General features: G+C 63.2%; 16 protein-coding genes. 3 read left to right on the top strand and 13 right to left on the bottom strand.

Annotated features, from left to right (window positions below):
* Positions 1–103 precede the first annotated feature (103 nt).
* Positions 104–511 carry a nucleoside-diphosphate kinase gene (gene ndk / locus CR103_RS06180; RefSeq protein ID WP_099915125.1) on the bottom strand — a complete coding sequence of 136 codons (408 nt, stop codon included), beginning with the start codon at positions 509–511 and terminating at the stop codon, positions 104–106.
* Between the two features lie 229 nt (positions 512–740).
* On the opposite strand from ndk, the gene CR103_RS06175 reads away from it, so the two are divergent.
* The gene (locus CR103_RS06175) at positions 741–1427 is read left to right on the top strand and encodes a Bax inhibitor-1/YccA family protein (RefSeq protein ID WP_099915124.1); all 687 of its coding nucleotides are present in this window, start codon (positions 741–743) and stop codon (positions 1425–1427) included.
* 52 nt (positions 1428–1479) lie between these two features.
* Here CR103_RS06175 and rlmD read toward each other — a convergent pair whose 3' ends face one another.
* From rlmD to CR103_RS06140, 7 genes are all read right to left on the bottom strand, one after another.
* The gene (gene rlmD / locus CR103_RS06170; RefSeq protein WP_099915123.1) at positions 1480–2823 is read right to left on the bottom strand and encodes a 23S rRNA (uracil(1939)-C(5))-methyltransferase RlmD; all 1344 of its coding nucleotides are present in this window, start codon (positions 2821–2823) and stop codon (positions 1480–1482) included.
* A 118-nt stretch (positions 2824–2941) separates the two neighbouring features.
* Positions 2942–3985: an RNA polymerase sigma factor RpoS gene (gene rpoS / locus CR103_RS06165; RefSeq protein ID WP_099915122.1), complete on the bottom strand. Its 1044-nt coding sequence runs from the start codon at positions 3983–3985 to the stop codon at positions 2942–2944.
* Between the two features lie 20 nt (positions 3986–4005).
* Positions 4006–4926 (bottom strand): peptidoglycan DD-metalloendopeptidase family protein, encoded by a 921-nt coding sequence (locus CR103_RS06160; RefSeq protein ID WP_099915121.1) that lies wholly within the window; start codon positions 4924–4926, stop codon positions 4006–4008.
* A 37-nt stretch (positions 4927–4963) separates the two neighbouring features.
* A complete protein-coding gene (locus tag CR103_RS06155) occupies positions 4964–5884 on the bottom strand; it encodes a protein-L-isoaspartate(D-aspartate) O-methyltransferase (RefSeq protein ID WP_099915120.1) in 921 nt (306 codons plus the stop codon).
* Positions 5881–6618, bottom strand: a complete 738-nt coding sequence (surE, locus tag CR103_RS06150) for a 5'/3'-nucleotidase SurE (protein WP_099915119.1) — start codon at positions 6616–6618, stop codon at positions 5881–5883. The genes CR103_RS06155 and surE overlap by 4 nt, the downstream gene beginning before the upstream one ends.
* A gap of 191 nt (positions 6619–6809) precedes the next feature.
* Entirely contained in the window at positions 6810–9284 is a 2475-nt protein-coding gene (locus CR103_RS06145; protein WP_099915118.1) for a tetratricopeptide repeat protein, read from the bottom strand.
* An 8-nt stretch (positions 9285–9292) separates the two neighbouring features.
* On the bottom strand, positions 9293–9901 hold the full coding sequence (locus tag CR103_RS06140; RefSeq protein WP_099915117.1) for a toll/interleukin-1 receptor domain-containing protein: 609 nt from the start codon (positions 9899–9901) through the stop codon (positions 9293–9295).
* Between the two features lie 194 nt (positions 9902–10095).
* Here CR103_RS06140 and CR103_RS06135 point away from each other — a divergent pair, with 194 nt between their 5' ends.
* Positions 10096–11070, top strand: coding sequence for an NADPH:quinone oxidoreductase family protein (locus CR103_RS06135; protein WP_099915116.1), 975 nt, complete (start codon positions 10096–10098; stop codon positions 11068–11070).
* A gap of 55 nt (positions 11071–11125) precedes the next feature.
* Here the strand turns inward: CR103_RS06135 and yoaA are convergent, their stop codons facing one another.
* Positions 11126–13162: a DNA repair helicase YoaA gene (gene yoaA, locus CR103_RS06130; RefSeq protein ID WP_370659420.1), complete on the bottom strand. Its 2037-nt coding sequence runs from the start codon at positions 13160–13162 to the stop codon at positions 11126–11128.
* A 28-nt stretch (positions 13163–13190) separates the two neighbouring features.
* A complete protein-coding gene (locus tag CR103_RS06125; RefSeq protein WP_099915115.1) occupies positions 13191–13391 on the bottom strand; it encodes a YdcH family protein in 201 nt (66 codons plus the stop codon).
* Positions 13392–13565: 174 nt separating this feature from the next.
* On the opposite strand from CR103_RS06125, the gene CR103_RS06120 reads away from it, so the two are divergent.
* Positions 13566–14360, top strand: coding sequence for a PP2C family protein-serine/threonine phosphatase (locus CR103_RS06120; protein WP_099915114.1), 795 nt, complete (start codon positions 13566–13568; stop codon positions 14358–14360).
* 167 nt (positions 14361–14527) lie between these two features.
* Here CR103_RS06120 and CR103_RS06115 read toward each other — a convergent pair whose 3' ends face one another.
* The 3 genes from CR103_RS06115 to lpdA are packed head-to-tail and all read right to left on the bottom strand — an operon-like array spanning position 14528 to position 17813.
* Positions 14528–15178, bottom strand: a complete 651-nt coding sequence (locus CR103_RS06115) for a hypothetical protein (protein ID WP_099915113.1) — start codon at positions 15176–15178, stop codon at positions 14528–14530.
* Positions 15179–15219: 41 nt separating this feature from the next.
* Complete coding sequence (gene zapE, locus CR103_RS06110) at positions 15220–16317, bottom strand: cell division protein ZapE (protein WP_099915112.1); 1098 nt, start codon at positions 16315–16317, stop codon at positions 15220–15222.
* 56 nt (positions 16318–16373) lie between these two features.
* Entirely contained in the window at positions 16374–17813 is a 1440-nt protein-coding gene (lpdA, locus tag CR103_RS06105) for a dihydrolipoyl dehydrogenase (RefSeq protein WP_099915111.1), read from the bottom strand.
* Between the last annotated feature and the right edge of the window lie 8 nt (positions 17814–17821).

The raw sequence follows: 17821 nt of genomic DNA, 5'->3' as shown, positions 1-17821 counted from the left end.
AAGCGGATGCAAAGCAGGTGCGAAGCAGATGCGAACCCCGCTCGCAGGACCCGAGGTACTCGGCGAGCGGTTCTTGATGCGTGCCTTACTGCCTAAAATGCGCTTACTTCGAGAAGAAGTAAGCGATTTCGATTGCCGCGGCGTCGACAGCGTCGGAACCGTGGACTGCGTTTGCGTCGATCGAATCGGCGAAATCGGCGCGGATCGTGCCTTTATCTGCTTTTTTCGGATCGGTTGCGCCCATCAGGTCGCGGTGAACGGCAACTGCGTTCTCGCCTTCGAGGGCTTGGATCATGACTGGACCGGACACCATGAAGTCGACCAGGTCTTTGAAGAAGCCGCGCTCTTTGTGGGCGGCGTAAAAGCCTTCAGCCTGTTCGCGCGACAATTGGGTCATGCGGGCAGCGACGATCTTCAGGCCAGCGCCTTCGAAGCGGCTGTAGATTTGGCCGATGACGTTTTTTGCCACTGCATCTGGTTTGATGATCGACAGGGTGCGTTCGATTGCCATGTGTAAAAACTCCAATAAAAAGAAAGGTTTAAATCGAGAAAAAAAGAACTCAATCAACCTTTGATTTTACCATACAACACCCCACCTGACTGGTATTGCACTTGCGGCCATTGAGGTGATAGAGTGGCGCAGCAAAATCCTGCCGGCAATTTCGGCATTTGTAAACGCTTTTCGCGCGCCGTGCTATTCTTTAAGCGGGCCCCAACCTCATTCACGTACCGGAGGCACTATGATTCCAACCATGCAACAAAGTTACCAACCTGCGATCGACAGCCAGGCGGTACGCCATCGCGTGCTGCGCAATACCTACTGGTTGCTGGCGTTGTCGATGATTCCCACTGTCATCGGCGCTGCCGTCGGCGTGTCGATGCAACTGCCTATGCCGGCCGGCTTCATGGGCTTCATGGTTTTCATGGCGGTGGCTTTCGGCTTCATCTACGCAATCCAAAAAACCAAGGATTCGGCAGCCGGCGTCGCTTTCCTGCTCGGCTTCACCTTCTTCATGGGCCTGATGCTCACGCCGCTGCTGCGCCATACCCTCGGCTACAGCAATGGCGGCAGCCTGATCATGACCGCCTTCGGCGGTACCGCCTGCATTTTCGCGGTGATGGCCAGCGTCGCCACGGTGTCGAAGCGTGACTTCTCGATGATGGGCAAGTGGCTGTTCGCTGGCGTGATCGTGTTGATCCTGGCGTCGGTCGCCAACATCTTCCTGGGCATGTCGGCGCTGTCGATTGTGATCTCGGTGATGGCAATCGGTATTTTCTCGGCCTTCATCCTGTATGACGTGCAGCGCATCATCAACGGCGGCGAAACCAACTATATTACCGCGACGCTGTCGATCTACCTCGACGTGTACAACATCTTTACCAGTCTGCTGTCCCTACTGGGCCTGGGTGGCGGCAGCCGCGATTGATCGTTGCGGCGCGTGTAAAAAAGCCGACCCGCGGGTCGGCTTTTTTACGTCCCTACTTTGGCAGCTCGAACAGCGCCATCGATTCGACGTGCGACGTGTGCGGGAACATGTTCACCACCCCTGCTTTTTTGAGCACGTAACCGGCGCCATGGGTCAGGATGCCGGCATCGCGTGCCAGCGTCGACGGGCTGCACGACACGTACACGATGCGCTGCGGCAGCATGTCGGGGCGGCTGGCGGCAAGGCCCGCCAGCGCCAGCGCCAGCGCGTGCGCGCCGTCGCGCGGCGGGTCGATCAGCATGCGATCGAACTTGCCCAGCGCGACCAGATCCTCGACAGTGACGTCGAACAGGTTGCGCGTCTGGAAGCTGGTCTTGCCGGCCAGGCCGTTTGCTAGCGCATTGTCGCGCGCGCGCTCGGACAGGCTGGTGCTGCCCTCGATGCCGACCACTTCGGCTGACAAGGTGGCCAGCGGCAGAGTAAAGTTGCCAAGGCCGCAGAACAGGTCGGCCACGCGGTGATGTGGTTGCACGTCGAGCAGGCGCAGCGCGGTCGACACCAGCACCCGGTTGATCATCGGGTTGACCTGGGTGAAATCGACCGGCTTGAACGGCATTTTCACGTTAAATTCGGGCAGCGAGTAAAACAGTTCTTTGTCCTGCGGGTAAAACGGCGCCGCCGTTTCCGGCCCCTTGCTCTGCAGCCACCACTGGATGTTCCATTGGTCGGCGAAGGCCTTGAGCAGAATTTCGTCGGCGCTTGACAGCGGGGCCATGATGCGCAGCACCATGGCAGTGACTGTTTCGGCGACCGCCACTTCGATCTGCGGCACCTGGTCGTAAATCGACAGCGCCTTGATCAGCGCGCGCAGCGGCAACAGCATGGCGTCGACATGCGGCGGCAGGATTTTGCAGGTGCTCATGTCGGCAACGAAGCCGGAGCGTTTTTCGTGGAAGCCGACCAGCACCACGTCCTTCCTGGCAACGTGGCGCACCGACAGGCGGGCGCGGTAGCGGTAGCCCCAAGTCGGCCCGTAGATCGGGCGCATGATGTTTTCCGATTTGACCTTGCTGATATGCCAGAGATTATCTTCCAGCACCCGCTGCTTCATCGCCACCTGGGCCGACGGCTCGAGGTGCTGCATCGAACAGCCGCCGCAGTTGTCGAAGTGGCGACACTGCGGCACCACCCGCATCGGCGTGGCGTGGTGCAGTTCGGTCATGCGGGCCGCTTCCCAGTTCTTCTTTTTCTTGAACGTCAGGAAGCTGACCGTTTCTCCCGGCAGCGCGCCTTCGACGAACACCACCTTGCCCTGCGACCCATCCTCATTGACCAGGTGACCTACGCCGCGGGCGTCCATGTCGAGGGATTTGATGTCGATCTGGGTATCTGGCATGTGAGTAGGCAAAGGGGTGGCAGCAGGGGTGGCAAAAAAACGGTCGCAGGCGCAAACGGCGCCAGTGAACTGGAATGGAAGGGAAAAGGTGTGAACCGGGCGGGTCGGCCCGGGCGCATCATAGCAAGGAATCGCGCACCACGCCACGGGCGGCCATGGCCCGCTTCAGCTTGACGAGCGCCTCCTGCTGAATCTGGCGCACCCGCTCGCGCGTCACGCCCATCTCCTCGGCCAAGGTTTCGAGCGTGGCCGGATCGTCATTGTCGAGGCCGAAGCGGCGCATCACGACGATGCGCTGTTTGTCGGGCAACTTGGTGAGCCAGTCGCGCACCAGTACCGTCATTTCGTGGTGTTCGGCCCGGGCGTCGGGGCTGTCGTCGGCGTCGCCCGGCAGCATGTCCATCAGGCTCGATTGAGGATCGTTGTCGAGCGGGGCGTCGAGCGAGGTGGCGTGCTCGGACAGCGCCAGGATGTCCTGTACTTCCTCGACCGGGCGGCCGACCAGGTGGGCAATGTCTTCAGCGGTGGCGTCCTTGCCGTTGTGATGCCGGGCTTCGAGGTGGTACTTGGCGCGCAACACCTGGTTCAGTTCGCGCACCATGTGCACCGGCAATCGCACCGTGCGGGCCTGGTTCATGATGGCGCGCTCGATGCTCTGGCGAATCCACCAGGTGGCGTAGGTGGAAAAGCGAAAGCCGCGCTCCGGCTCGAACTTGTCGATTGCCCGCATCAGGCCGATATTGCCCTCCTCGATCATGTCGAGCAAGACGACGCCGCGGTTGATGTAGTGCTTGGCAATCGACACCACCAGCCGCAGGTTGTGTTCGATCATGGTCTGGCGGGCGCTGAACTCGCCGGCCTTGGCGAGGGTGGCGAAATGCACTTCCTGCGGCGCCGTCAGCAGCGGCCGGGTGCCGATCTGGTTCAGATAGTGCTGGGTGGTGTCGGTCGACAACTCGGCCGCCAGCACTTTTTTCAGTTCATCGACACTAGCCAGTGCAACCTCCGGGACCGGCACCGCATGACCATCGTGGCCATCGCGACCCTGATTGGCACCCTCGCCCTCCTCCTCCGGATCGATGGCGCCGTCATCCAACCGTCCGTCGGCGAAGTCGTCTGCAACTGGATCGTCTTCCAGCGGGTGTGGCGGATGCGGTGTCATGGACGCTTCATGGCATGGGCTTAACGGGTTGGCAGGAACCTGGATGGATCGACCGGTTTGCCCTGCTGGCGAATCTCGAAGTGCAGCTTGACCGAGTCGGCGTCGGAGTCGCCCATTTCGGCGATCATCTGGCCCTTGTTTACGTTCTGGCCTTCCTTCACCACAATGCTGCGGTTGTGGGCGTAGGCCGAAAGCAAGCTGTTGCTATGCTTGACGATGACTAGATTACCATAACCGCGGATGCCGCTGCCGGCATACATGACTTTTCCGGAGCCCGCCGCCATCACTTGCTGGCCCGGCTTGCCGGCGATGTCGATGCCCTTGTTCTTGCCTTCATCGAAAGTGGCGACGACCTTGCCGTCCGAGGGCCACATCCAGCTCAGCTTCTCGTCGTCGTCGGCGCGTACGATGCTGCCGGCGCCGATCGACGGCGCAGCCGCCACGATGACCGGCTTGTCGATCTTCGATTCGTCGCGCTCGCCTTTGGCATTGTCGTCCTTCTTCAGCTCGACAAGCGCGGTGTCGGTGGACGCCCGCTTGTCGCCGCGCGGCGCGATTTTCTTTGGCGCTGGCGACGCCGATGGGCGGATTTCCGGCATGCTCACTGGGGCGGTCACGGTACTGGCTACATGGTCGAGCGGGGCAACCCGCAGGACCTGGTCGACCTTGATGTCGTTTGGATTGACGAGGTTGTTCCAGGTCACCACGTCGCGGTAGTTCTGGCCATGGTCGAGCGCGATCCGCAGCAGCGTGTCGCCCTTCCTGACGGTGTAGGTGCCGCGGCCGTCTTCTTTGGAATCATCTGCTGCAGGGGCTAACGGGCGGCTTGCTACGGGAGGGGCGACGCGGTCGATGACCGGCGCGCGGCGGATCGCGGTGCTGCAGGCACTCAACAATCCAAAGGCAATGGTCAGCAGGGCTAGGATTCGTGTTTGTTTCATTCTCATTGTATAGGGTGTCGGCAATCTTGGGCAGGGCTTAGGCGATGCCGGGACGCAGTGGCACAAAGTGACAGCCCTCGAGCGTCTCACTCGTCCATTCCGCCTTGCCGCTGCGAGTGATCAGTTGCAGGTGTTGGACCTGTGCGCCCACCGGCGCGACCAAGCGGCCGCCGATGGCGAGTTGTTCGAGCAGTGCCCGCGGCACCTCGAGGCCGGCCGCAGCCAAGATGATGCCGTCGAAAGGGGCAACCTGCGGCAGGCCAAGCATACCATCTCCGTACTGCAAGCGCAGGTTTGAAATGCGCAACGGCCGCAAGTTGGACTTGGCGAGCTCGTGCAGCGGCTTGATCCGCTCGATCGAATACACTTCCTGGGCCACGCGGGCGAGCACTGCGGCCTGGTAGCCGCAGCCGGTGCCGATCTCGAGCACGCGGCCGAGTTTGCCGCCGAATTTGCCGCCATTGAGCATCACTTCGATCATCCGGGCCACGATGTACGGCTGGGAAATAGTCTGGTGATGGCCGATCGGCAGCGAGGCGTCAACGTAGGCCTGGGCCGACATCGCCGGCTCGATGAACATGTGGCGCGGCACGCTTTCCAGCGCGGCCAGCACCACCGGGTCCTGCACGCCCTGTTTGGCCACCCGCGCCACCATCGCGCGCCGGATCGCTTCCGACACCATCAGATCGGGCCGCGGCGGGATCGGCGCTGCCGGCTGAGCCCGCTGCATGGCCTCGCTGTGCGACTTCGACGGCGCGGCGCCGGTTTTTTGTCCGGGGTACGCAGCGCGGTGCGGCGCCGGGCTTGGCACGGACTGCGCCGCGTTCTGCGTCGCAGTTTGCGGCGTGGCCACGCCTGCGGTTGAAAACGATGCCTTGTTGCGTTCGGCCGGCCGGGTCAGCGACGACAGCGGCAAGGGAAAATTGCTGTTCTTCGCGGCGCCGAACCGGTCTTTCATGCGAGGCCCCGTGCCAGCGCGGCGAGCTGGGTCTTGTGGGTAAGGTCCACCTGCAAGGGAGTCACCGATACCAGGCCATGCGCGGCCGCATGGAAATCGGTGCCTTCGCCGGCGTCAAGAGTAGCGCCGGGCGGGCCGATCCAGAAAATCTCGCGCCCGCGCGGGTCGAGGGCGCGGATCACCGGCTCGGCCTGGTGGCGCCGGCCGAGCCGGGTAGCGGTGATGGCGCCGAGACGCTCGTACGGCAAATTGGGGATGTTGACGTTCAGCAGATAGGGCGAGGCGAGCTCGTCGAAGCGGCGCAGCACCAGGTCGCGGGCAACGCGGGCGGCGGCGTCGAGGTTGGTCCAGCCGTGCTCGGCCTGTGAAAAAGCGATCGCGGGAATGCCGAACAGGTAGCCTTCGGTGGCGGCCGCGACGGTGCCGGAATACAAGGTGTCGTCACCCATGTTGGGGCCGTTGTTGATGCCCGACACCACCAGATCCGGACGGTAGTCGAGCATGCCGGTGAGCGCCACGTGGACGCAGTCGGTCGGCGTACCGTTGACGAAGTAAAAGCCGTTGGCGGCTCGCTGGACTGACAACGGCCGGTCCAACGACAGAGAATTCGACGCGCCCGAACGGTTGCTGTCGGGCGCAACCACCACGATCTCGGCGACAAGGGCGAGCGCTTCGGCCAAGGCGTTGATACCGGGGGCGAGATAGCCGTCGTCATTGCTGATTAGTATTCTCATGCAGCAATTTTACCCCAACCGAAGCCCACATCGGCGGGTGGCGGAAAACATTCGTCGCAGCGCCGACAGCGGGGGCAAAATGGCGCCGATTCCCCTTTGCAGAAAATTGCTTGTGCCAATGGCCGAAGTCGGCTCTGCCAACGGCAGAGCCGACTTCGGTCCCAAGCTGGCGCAGCTGGTGGCCGGCTGATTTAACCTGACGCATCGGCTTGTTGGGCGACTGCTGTCTTGCCGCCGACTGCATTGATCAGCGCCCCGCTCACCGACGTCAATTCGGCCTTCAAAAAGGCCACCAGCGCACCGAGGTCGCCCTCCTGTTCATAGACCTGCTTGATCATTGCCACGCCGCGCCGCCGCAGGGGATGCGCAACGCACGGCTGCAGCACCATTGCGCGCAGGCTGTCGGCCAGCGCGCGCGCCTCGCGCGGACTCTGGTTGTCGATCAACTGCTGCAGCTGGGCCAGCTTATGGTCGAGCGTGTCGGGGTCGCCATTGCCGCCGCGCGCTTCGAGGATCGCCGCCTTCAAGCCGACCGTTCCGAAGTCCGACTCGTGCGGGCCGGAGGCCATGCCGCCCATGTTGCGCAGCCGGTTGGTGCCCAGGCGGACGGTCTCGACCAGTTGGCGCGCGGCATCGGCATTGCCCTGGCTCGACAAAGTAGCGGCCAGCATTTTCTTGCTGCGCAGCGTCTCGAAATCGTCCATTCCGTACATCCGCTCCTGCTGGTTGACGACGTGCTGCTGGATGCGGCGCGCCGCTTCCAGGTCGCCCTGCTCGCCGAGCGTCGTCGCCAGCCGCAGCTTGATGCTCAGCGTTTCAGGATGCTCGGCGCCGAGCCGCCGTTCGCGCGACCCGGCCAGCGTCTCCTGGATGGTGCGCACGGCGTCCAGGTCGCCCAGCGTGGCGACGATTTCGGCCAGGGATTCGCGCGAGCGCACCGTATCGACGTGGTCGGCGCCGACATGCCGCTCGCGCGCCAGTACCACTTCGTCCTGCAATTTGCGGGCATTGCCGAGATCGCCCAGCTCGCACAGCAGCGTGGCTAGCTGCTCGGTGCAGCGCAAAGTGTCCTCGTGTTCGGTGCCGAGCAGGCGCTGTCGCCCTTCGAGCACCCGTTCATAGCCATAACGGGCCCGGCTCAGCTCGCCGGAGCGCGCCTGCGTGCCGGCCTGCTCGGCAAGGCTGGTCAGGAACTGGACGTGGTTGGGACCGACCAGCCGCTCCCACGCCTCGGTGACTTCCCCGTGCAAGGCCAGCGCCTGGGGGAATGTTCGCAAGTCGGCCAGCGTAGCGGCCATCCCGGCCAGCACGCCGAGCGTTTCGGGATGGTCGGCGCCAAGCAGGCGCCGGCAGTCGCCGGCCAGCAGCGCGTAAAGGAGACTCGCTTCGTCCGGCTTGCCGTTCTCGCGCAGCAGACCGGCCAGGCCGGCGCGGCTGGCGCGGGTGTCGGCATGATCAATGCCGAGCAGGCACTCGCGCAAGGTGACGCTTTCCTCGAAACATTGCTCGGCCTGCCGGTAACGGCCCTGCAGCCGGTACAGCTCGCCAAGCCGCAGGAGGTCGGCCGCAAGCGGCATCGACACCGCCGTCGCGATGCCGTCGATCGACAGCGCCCGGGCCGCGGCGATGTTCGACAGCAGCGCGATCTCGGCGCGCGATTGCCATGGAAAATGACCGTCAGCAACCCAGTCGAGCAGGATTTCAAAGGTGCGCGTCAGTGAAAAGCGATCGCCTCCGCGTTCCGGGCAGGCCGTCAAATGGTCGCCACTGGACATCGCGCTGGTCTGCTGCAGCTGCACTTCGTCGAAATAGCCGTCGAGCGATATCTGCGCCATGCCATAGGTCTGGCGCAGCAGTTTTTCGAGCACCGGCTGGTAACCGCCGACGCCTTTGTGCGGGTCGCCGCGGCGCCATTGCAGGCGGCGCCCGCAGTCGGCGCTGTCGACCGAGCACGGCAGCGGGTAGACCAGCAGCGGCCGCTGTTCATCTTCGTGGCTGCAACGGTATTCAATGGCGCGGTTGACCACCCCGGCCAGGCCTTCGAGGCTGCGTTGGTTGGGCGTAAACAGCGCCACCAGCTTGCGCGGCAGCAGCGTGGTGCAGATGCTGACGGCGGCCGAGCGGCCACTGCGCGCATCGATCAGCACATGGCGGAACTGGCGCGCCAGGTGTTCGCCGAAGCAGCGGAAAAACGCCGGGCAGGCGGCAAACAGGCTGTCCCAGTCCATCCGGTCGGCCCGTTCGCCATAGCTGCTGTCGAAGCAGCCGGCGCGCATCAGGTACAACGGACGGCTCTGGTCGACCCGCTCGACGTACGGTTCCCAGTCAACCGCTTCGAGGACCCGGATGGCAAGAGCGGCGTCGTCGAGTCCAGGGGCGGTGCGCTGCACCAGGTGCAGATGCTCGCGGCAGGCCTCGAAATACTCGAGCACGCCTGGCCGTTTCCCTTGCGTCTGCCCCGGCTGCTCGAAGAAATGGTGCAGGCCGGGTGCTTCGGTATCCCAATCGATCATGAGTACTGGCACGGTGGCATTTTGTCGCCCCGCGAGCAGCATCGCCATGTTCGACAGCGCGACACTGCGCGCCGTTCCACTCTCGAATGAATAGAAGGTGGTCACGTCGCCGGGAGCGGTTATCGGCGGCAGTGTAATTCGGTTAATTTCCATAGAACTCCTTATATTTTTGGGAACGAAACTTCCGGCTTTTCACGCCATTCCGGTGTGACAGCGGGAAGTACAAATTGGTTGCAGTTGTGACTAGCCGGCGTATGGTTCTTTTGACACACGTAATGCTGGGCAATGCGAGTGGCGATTTTTTTGATATCCGGGATAAAGTCGAGATTGGACTTCATGTCGGTGGTGGCCATCGTGAAGCGCGAGAAATCCACGTACATGGAACTGGTAATTTGCGGCGGCAGGTGGTCCGGGTGGTGGGTCAGGATGACCGGGATGATCAGGTGGCTCGGCATCGCATACCACGTGCTGCGCTCGGCTTCGATCAACTTCATTGCCGCATGTTCGCGCCGGGTGAAGAGGTGGGCCTCGTATTTCGGCGTATAGATCATGATCATGGCGACGCTTTCGCACATCGCGCGGGCGATCTTGTGGTCGATGTCGTCGCCGCCGCCGAGCTGTTCGCGGTCGATGAACAGCTCGTCCTCGTCGTTAAAATAGGGTTCGAGATAGCAACGCAGGGATTCGGCCAGCTCGGTGGTGAACTTGTTCATCATCAAGTCCCGGCGGCCATGTGCATAGCTGAAGAAACAGCCGTAACGGATTGCCATTTCCACCCTCCCGATGTACAAAAGTCAACATCGCGCGCTCGCCACCAAGACTGTAACAAGCTCGACTTTTACCGCTTTGCGTTTTCGCAAACGCGCCCTCAGCTCATCGGCGATGGCTGGCGCCATACACTTCGGGCATAATCTTAAAATCAAACGGTCGTACTATTTTAAAAGCAACCATGACGGAGACGGCAATGAAAGCGGTAGTATGCAAAGCGTGGGGGCTGCCCGACAGCCTGGAAGTGCAGGAGTTGCCTGACCTGGTGGCGGGACCGGGCCAGGTGGTGATCGACGTCAAGGCGGCCGGGGTCAACTTCCCCGACGTCCTCATTATCGAGGGCAAGTACCAGGTCAGGCCGGAATTGCCGTTCACGCCAGGCAGCGAAATTTCCGGCGTCATCAAGGCAGTCGGCGCCGGCGTGGCGGGCATCAAGATCGGTGACCAGGTGATCGCCTTCACTGCCCAGGGCGGCTTTGCCCAGCAGGTGGTGGCACAGGCGCAGGCGGTAATGCCGATGCCGCCCGGGATGGCGTTCGACATCGCTGCCGCCATTACCCTCACCTACGGCACGTCGCACCACGCCATCGTCGACCGCGCCGCTTTGATGCCGGGCGAGACGATGCTGGTGCTGGGTGCGGCCGGCGGGGTCGGGCTGGCCGCGATCGACATCGGCAAGGCGCTCGGCGCGCGCGTGATCGCCGCCGCTTCGACCGACGACAAGCTGGCCGTATGCCGCGAACACGGCGCCGACGCCACCATCAACTACACCACCGAAAACCTGCGCGAGGCAATCAAGGCGGCCACCGGCGGCAACGGCCCGGATGTGATCTACGACCCGGTTGGCGGCGCCTACACGGAAGCGGCGTTTCGCGCGATCGGCTGGCGCGGGCGCTACTTGGTGGTGGGGTTTGCCAACGGCGAAATCCCGAAACTGCCGCTCAACCTGATGCTGTTGAAAGGCGCTTCGCTGATCGGCGTGTTCTGGGGCGAGTTCGCCAAACGCGAGCCGAAGGCCAACATGGCGGCGATGCGCCAGCTGCTTGGCTGGCTAAGTGAGGGCAAGATCAGGCCGCGCATCTCCGGGCGTTATGCGCTGGAAGACACGGCCAGGGCGCTCAATGACATGGCGGCGCGCAAGGTGACAGGGAAGGTTGTGATCGTGCCGTGATAATCAGGCCAAGCTCATCGACACGCATGCCCCACCGCTAGCCGGGGTCAGACCCCTAGTCGGCCGCAGGCGGTTTGAAGAAGGCGATGACGTCGGCCTGCAAGCGGGTGCGCTTGAACGGCGGCAGGCTTTGCCACACCCGCTTGCCATACGATTTCGAGATCAGGCGCGGATCGCAAATCATCAGCACGCCGCGGTCGGTCTCGTCGCGGATCAGGCGTCCGGCGCCCTGCTTCAGATTGATGATCGCTTCGGGCAGCGTGTGGTGCATGAAGCCGTTCTTGCCCTGCTTTTCCATGACGTCGATGCGCGCCGCCAGCACCGGATCGTCCGGCGGGGCGAACGGCAGTTTGTCGATGATCACCAGCGACAAGGCGTCGCCGCGCACGTCGACGCCTTCCCAAAAGCTCTGGCTGCCCACCAGCACCGCGTTGCCGGCGCTGCGGAACGAGTCGAGCAGTTCGGTGCGCCCGCGCTCGCCCTGGACGAACAGCGGGTACTCAAGGCCGCGGTCGGCAAACTCCTGGCGCAGCCTTTCGGCGACGTGCTTGACGGCGCGAATCGTGGTGCACAGGAAGAAGGTGCGCCCGCCGGCCGCTTCGATCACCGGCAAGGCGCAGTCGACGACGGCGTCGGTGTAACCCATCGCGTTCGGGTCGGGCAGGCCGGTCGGCACGTACAGCAAACCTTGCTGCTCGTAGTCGAACGGGCTTGGCCAGGTCTTGGCCGGCTCGCCGCCCAGTCCCATCTGGTCGGAGAAATGCTTGAAGTCGTTTTTTACCGCCAACGTGGCAGACGTAAAAATCCAGGTGCGCGGCGTGCCTTCGCGCTGATTGTTGAAGATCGGCGCGATCGACAGCGGCGTCTTGTGCAGCTGCAGCGACGACGAGAACGCCTCGACCCACAGCACCGCGTCATCGAATTCCTTGCCCTCGGCCAGCTTGCCCTTGCCGGCGGCGGTCCAGCCGTCCAGCGCCGCGGCCAGTTCGACCGCCCGCACGCGCACCTGCTCGATCGTTTCGGCGCGCGCGGCCTGGTCTTCCAGCACCTCGACCATCGCCGCCAACTGCTCCTTGAGCGTGGCCAGCGCCGGAAAAAAGTCGGACGACGGCGTGATCTGCGCCAGCGACATGCGCACCACGTCTTGCGGGAACGTCAGCCGCAAATCGCGCGCCGCTTTTTCGACCACGGTCACGACCTTGGCCCAGTCGACGCCACCGCGCGCGTGCGCTAGGCCTTCGGCCAGCACGTCGCGGCACAGCTCGAGGATCTGCGAGGTCGACACCGTCTGGCCGAAGAACAGGGTGGCGGTGTCGGGCAGCTGGTGGGCTTCGTCGAAGATGATGGTGTTGGCCGACGGCAGCAGCTCAGCCACCCCGGTGTCCTTGAGCGCGACGTCGGCGAAAAACAGGTGATGGTTGACCACGACCACGTCGGCTTGCTGCGCTTCGCGGCGCGCCTTCATGACGAAACAGTCCTGGTAGTACTGGCACTCGGCGCCCATGCAGGTGTCGCGGGTGGAAGTGACCAGGTTCCAGATTGTCGCGTTTTCCGGCACCTTCGCCAGTTCCGCCTTGTCGCCGGAATTTGTCATCTTGATGAAGCGGGAGATTTCGCGCAGGTGGCCGATGTCGTCGCGCGACGTCATGCGCCCATTCTGCATGGTGCGCTCGAGGTGATAGTGGCAGACGTAGTTCGAGCGGCCCTTGAGCAGCGCCACCGAAACCGGGGCGCGCAAGGCGGCCCGCACGGTCGGGATGTCGCGCAGGAACAACTGATCTTGCAAATTCTTGGTGCCGGTCGAGACGATGGTCTTGCCGCCCCATAGCAGCGCCGGCACCAAGTAGGCGAAGGTCTTGCCGGTGCCGGTGCCGGCTTCGGCAATGAGTGTTTCCTGGCCGGCGATGGCCTGGGCAATCGCCTTGGCCATTTCGGTTTGCGAGCGGCGCGGGCTGAAACTGCCGACCGCGGGCGCGAGCGGGCCGCTGGCACTGAACAGGCGGTCGATCTCGGCGTCGAATTTGCCGACTGGCGCGATGAGCGGGTCGGCGGCGTCGACATTGTCGCCAGGCGCCTGGATGGAATCGGTCAAATTGGCATTTCAGTGAAGCGAAGACGGATCAGGCCGGAACATCCGGCACCAATTGCATTTTCAACAGGGTGATATGGTCCTTCAACTGCAGTTTGCGCTTTTTCAGCCGGCGCAGCTGCAATTGGTCGTGATGACCGTCTAAAGTCAGCAAGTCTATGACCGCATCGAGATCGCGGTGTTCCACGTCAAGTTCGATCAGCCGCCGCTGGATGGTTTGGTCATCGATCATTTTTGCTGTTCCCAACAGATAATTACAAATACTTTCGATTGGCAGCGGCCGAACCGCATACAATCAAAAAATGGTGTCGCACAGTAATAGTATCTGCTTGCAACATTTTGTGGTGCCAGGGCATAGTTTAATCTACCGCGACGTTGCCGCCAACATAGATTAAAAAGCGTAGTGATGAATTCATACAAGATCGAAGCCGGCACGGCCCAGCACATCGGTAACCGGCCCCAACAAAATGACCGCACCGCCCTGTTCACCGGCGCCCGCGCGCCCGGCTACATGATGGCGGTGCTGGCCGTCGGCGCCAACGCGTCCGAGCAGGTACTGCACACGGCCAAGCAACTGTTCGACGAATTCAAGCCCGGCGACAACCCGGGCATCGAACGGTTATCGAACCTGCTGCGCGAAATCGTCCACGAAACCCATCTCGTCATCAAGATGAACGGGGTCGCAACCCAGACCGAGCCGCACGCCACCTTCGCCGCCCTGATCATCACCCCGGGCGGTCAGGGGGTGTGGGCGCACGTCGGCGATTCGCGCCTGTACCGTTTCCAGAACGGCGAGTGCAAGTCGCGCACCAGCGACGCGACGTACATCGATTACCTGATGGAAACCGACAAACTGCCGCCCGAAACGGCGCACAACCACCGTCATTCGAAGCTGCTGGTGAACGTGCTGGGCAACAGCCGCAAGGAACCGTTCGTTGCCATCGGCAGCCACGAGAGACTCGATGCGGGCGATTCTTTCCTGTTGTGTTCGGACGGCTTGTGGCATTTTTTCACCGACGCCGAGCTCGGCGCCGTCCTCGCCCGGAACGCGCCGCGCCAGGCGTCCGGGCTGCTGATCGACAAGGCCGCCGAGCGCGCCCAGGGCAAGGGCGGCAACTGCACGATGGCAATCGTCAAGCTGGTAAAGCCGCCGAAGGATGTGCCGAATTACACGGTGCAGAAGATGGGGCGGGCGGTTTAAGGCTAACGTTCGCGTTGGAAAGAGCGCTTAACGAACCTCGTCGTCCTCGCGAACGCGGAGCCCCCCGGGACCTCATTAGCTGCGAGACCCGTTGACGTATATCGACACAACCTTTTTCGATTGTTTCACGAAATGGGGTCCCCGCGTGCGCGAGGACGACGTTACGATTACTGCCCCTCCGCTTCGCTCACCCTCTGCTTTTTTTTCTCCGCGATTTCCTTCTGCCGCTGCGCCGAATTGCGCTTGCGCTTTTCGAAGGCCTGCACGTTGGCAGCGCGCTTGGCGGCGCCGGCCTGATCGTCGGCATCGCGCTGTTTCAGTTTGGCGGCCTGCCCGGCGGCGCGATTGCGCGCCACCGCCGGTTTCGGCGCCGTAGAGAGCGCGGGACCCGGCTCCTGCGCGCCCACTGGCAGTGGCGTGGCGGCCATCCTCGCTTCCTCCGCCTGAAAGTCTGCCTCCGCCTTGGCCAGGTCGCGGTCGCGCTCATCGACCTTCGCCTGGCGCTTGAAACGATCGGCTTCGACCTCGATCGCGCGCAAGCCGACCAGGGCGTCGCGGCGCTTCTCGCGCGCCTTGTCGAGGCAGTTATTGACAAAAAACTTGGCGTGGCAAACCTGCTCGCTGGCGGCGAACGCGGCCTCGGCCTGTGCCCTGTCGCGCGCCGTCTGCACCAGCTTGCGCTCTGCATCGGCCACCGATTCCGATTTCGTCACGGTCGCGTCAAGCGGCTGCAATGTGACGGCGCCGCATCCGGCCAGCGCCGCCAGCAGCGCCGCGGCCAGGGCCCGCCGCCGCAGGTGTGAATACAGGATGATCATGGTTGTAATTCCTTTTTGGGAGGCGCCAACGGTCGACAAATTCAAGCGATGGCTTCGGCGGCGCTGCGGCGTTCCGCTTCCATGTACTCGCGCGACTGCATTTCAATGATACGCGAGACGGTGCGCTGGAACTCGATGGCCAGCATGCCTTCGGTGTAGAGCGCCTCGGGCACCACTTCGGCCGACATCAGCAGCTTGACCTTGTTGTCGTAGAAAACGTCGATCAGCCAGGTGAAGCGGCGCGCCTCGGACGACTGCGCGGCCGACATCGCCGGAATCGACGACAGCACCACGGTATGGAAGCGGCTGGCGATTTCGAGGTAGTCGTTCTGCGAACGCGGGCCGCCGCAAAGGGTAGCGAAATCGAACCAGATGATGCCGCCGGCGCGGCGCAGGGCGCGGATCTCGCGCTCCTCGATACGCACGCGCGGGTCTTCGTCGGCGGTTTCCGCGATCCTGGCGTAGGCGGTGCGCAGCCCCTGGTCGGCTTTAGCGCCGAGCGGCGTGTAGTAGCTGTCGACTTGCTCGAGCGCGCGCTTGCGGTAGTCGACGCCAGCGTCGACGTTGAGCACGTCGAGCTTGTCTTTCAGCAGCGCGATGGTCGGCAGCATGCGGTCGCGGTGCAGGCCGTCCGGGTACAGCAGGTCCGGATCGTAGTTTGACGTCATGATGAACGAGACGCCGTGATCGAACAAGGGCTTGAGCAGGTTGTACAGGATCATCGCGTCGGCGATGTCGGAGACGTGGAATTCGTCAAAGCAGATCAGGCGGTACTTCTTGGCGATGCGGCGCGCCACTTCGTCGAGCGGATCGGCGACGCCCTTGAGGTCATCGAGCTGGCGGTGCACACCGCGCATGAACTCGTGGAAATGCACGCGCGTCTTGCGCACCAGCGGCACCACCGAATAGAAGCTGTCCATCAGAAACGACTTGCCGCGCCCTACCCCACCCCACAGGTAAACGCCGCGCGGCACGTCGGGACGCAGGACCAGGCGCCGCAAGGACGACGAACGGCGCGACTTGTAGCCGGTCCACTCCTCGTAAGCCTGCTGCAGCCGGTCGACCGCGCGCTGCTGGGCCGCGTCGGATTGAAAGCCGCGCTCGGCGAGCGCGTGCTGATAGAACTCTTGGACATTCATTGGGGACGCAAACCATGCAATCCGGGCCGGCAGGACGCCGGCCCGGTGGGGGACCATCAGAAATTGAGCGAGCGCTTGTCGACTGCCAGCGCGGCTTCCTTGGTCGACTCCGACAGCGACGGATGAGCGTGGCAGATGCGCGCGATGTCTTCGGCCGAAGCACGAAATTCCATCGCCACGACGGCTTCGGAGATGAGCTCGGAAACCATCGGGCCGACCATGTGCACGCCGAGGATCTCGTCGCTGGTGGCATCGGCCAGCACCTTGACCATGCCGGACGTGTCGCCCAGCGCGCGCGCGCGGCCGTTTGCCATGAACGGGAAAGTTCCCGCCTTGTAGGCCACGCCGGCAGCTTTCAGCTGCTGCTCGGTCTGTCCGACCCAGGCGATTTCGGGCGCGGTGTAGATCACCCACGGCACGGTGTTGAAATTGACGTGGCCGTGCTGGCCGGCGATGCGCTCGGCAACCGCCACGCCCTCTTCCTCGGCCTTGTGCGCCAACATCGGGCCGCGCACGACGTCGCCCACCGCCCACACGTTCGGCAGGCTGGTCTTGCAGTCGTCGTCGACGACGACGAAGCCGCGCTCATCTAACTTCAGGCCAACGCTGTCGGCATTGAGGCCGTTGGTGTTCGGCACCCGGCCGATCGAGATGATCAGCTTGTCGAACACGGCGGTCATAGCGGCGCCCGCGGCGTCGATATACTCCACCGTGACCTGTTCGCCGTTTGGCGTGATCTGGCCGATCTTGCAGCCCAGGCTGATTTTCAGGCCCTGCTTGATAAACAGCTTGTGCGCTTCCTTGGCGATCTGCTCGTCGACCGCGCCAAGAAACATCGGCAGGCCTTCGAGAATGGTGACGTCGGCACCGAGCCGGCGCCATACACTGCCCATTTCGAGGCCGATGACGCCGGCGCCGATGACGCCCAGTTTCGCCGGCACCGCCTTGATCGCCAGCGCGCCGGTGTTCGACAAGATAAGCTTTTCATCGAACGGCGCGCCCGCCAGTTCGCGGGCGTTGGAGCCGGTGGCGACGATGACGTGCTTCGCGCTCAAGGTGCCGGCATCGGCGCCGCTGACGCTGATGCTGTAGCTGTAGCTGCCATCAAGCGTGCCGGCAAAAGCGCCGCGGCCGTGGAAGAAGCTGACCTTGTTTTTCTTGAACAGGTACAGGATGCCGTCGTTGTTCTGTTTGACGACGCCGTCCTTGCGCTTCAACATTTGCGGCAGGTTCAGGGTCAAACCGGCGACGTCGATGCCGTGGTCCTTGAAGCTGTGGCCGACGTGCTCGAAATTTTCCGACGATTGCAGCATCGCTTTCGATGGAATGCAGCCGACATTGGTGCAGGTGCCGCCCGGCGCCGGGCCGCCCTTGTCGTTCGACCATTCATCGATGCAGGCGACCGAAAACCCCAGTTGCGCGGCGCGGATGGCGGCGATGTAGCCGCCGGGACCGGCGCCGATGACGACAACGTCAAATTGCTTGGCAGTGCTCATTGTTTGAT

Source organism: Massilia psychrophila, assembly GCF_002760665.1.
Classification (GTDB): Bacteria; Pseudomonadota; Gammaproteobacteria; order Burkholderiales; family Burkholderiaceae_D; genus JAFCUW01.
The sequence above is the reverse complement of the archived record's forward strand: the minus strand, read 5'-3'. Positions and strand labels throughout refer to the sequence as shown.

Coding starts and splice junctions, on each gene's coding strand:
- ndk (WP_099915125.1), bottom strand. CDS start 511: ATGGCAATCGAACGCACCCTGTCGATCATCAAACCAGATGCAGTGGCA.
- CR103_RS06175 (WP_099915124.1), top strand. CDS start 741: ATGATTCCAACCATGCAACAAAGTTACCAACCTGCGATCGACAGCCAG.
- rlmD (WP_099915123.1), bottom strand. CDS start 2,823: ATGCCAGATACCCAGATCGACATCAAATCCCTCGACATGGACGCCCGC.
- rpoS (WP_099915122.1), bottom strand. CDS start 3,985: ATGACACCGCATCCGCCACACCCGCTGGAAGACGATCCAGTTGCAGAC.
- CR103_RS06160 (WP_099915121.1), bottom strand. CDS start 4,926: ATGAAACAAACACGAATCCTAGCCCTGCTGACCATTGCCTTTGGATTG.
- CR103_RS06155 (WP_099915120.1), bottom strand. CDS start 5,884: ATGAAAGACCGGTTCGGCGCCGCGAAGAACAGCAATTTTCCCTTGCCG.
- surE (WP_099915119.1), bottom strand. CDS start 6,618: ATGAGAATACTAATCAGCAATGACGACGGCTATCTCGCCCCCGGTATC.
- CR103_RS06145 (WP_099915118.1), bottom strand. CDS start 9,284: ATGGAAATTAACCGAATTACACTGCCGCCGATAACCGCTCCCGGCGAC.
- CR103_RS06140 (WP_099915117.1), bottom strand. CDS start 9,901: ATGGCAATCCGTTACGGCTGTTTCTTCAGCTATGCACATGGCCGCCGG.
- CR103_RS06135 (WP_099915116.1), top strand. CDS start 10,096: ATGAAAGCGGTAGTATGCAAAGCGTGGGGGCTGCCCGACAGCCTGGAA.
- CR103_RS06125 (WP_099915115.1), bottom strand. CDS start 13,391: ATGATCGATGACCAAACCATCCAGCGGCGGCTGATCGAACTTGACGTG.
- CR103_RS06120 (WP_099915114.1), top strand. CDS start 13,566: ATGAATTCATACAAGATCGAAGCCGGCACGGCCCAGCACATCGGTAAC.
- CR103_RS06115 (WP_099915113.1), bottom strand. CDS start 15,178: ATGATCATCCTGTATTCACACCTGCGGCGGCGGGCCCTGGCCGCGGCG.
- zapE (WP_099915112.1), bottom strand. CDS start 16,317: ATGAATGTCCAAGAGTTCTATCAGCACGCGCTCGCCGAGCGCGGCTTT.
- lpdA (WP_099915111.1), bottom strand. CDS start 17,813: ATGAGCACTGCCAAGCAATTTGACGTTGTCGTCATCGGCGCCGGTCCC.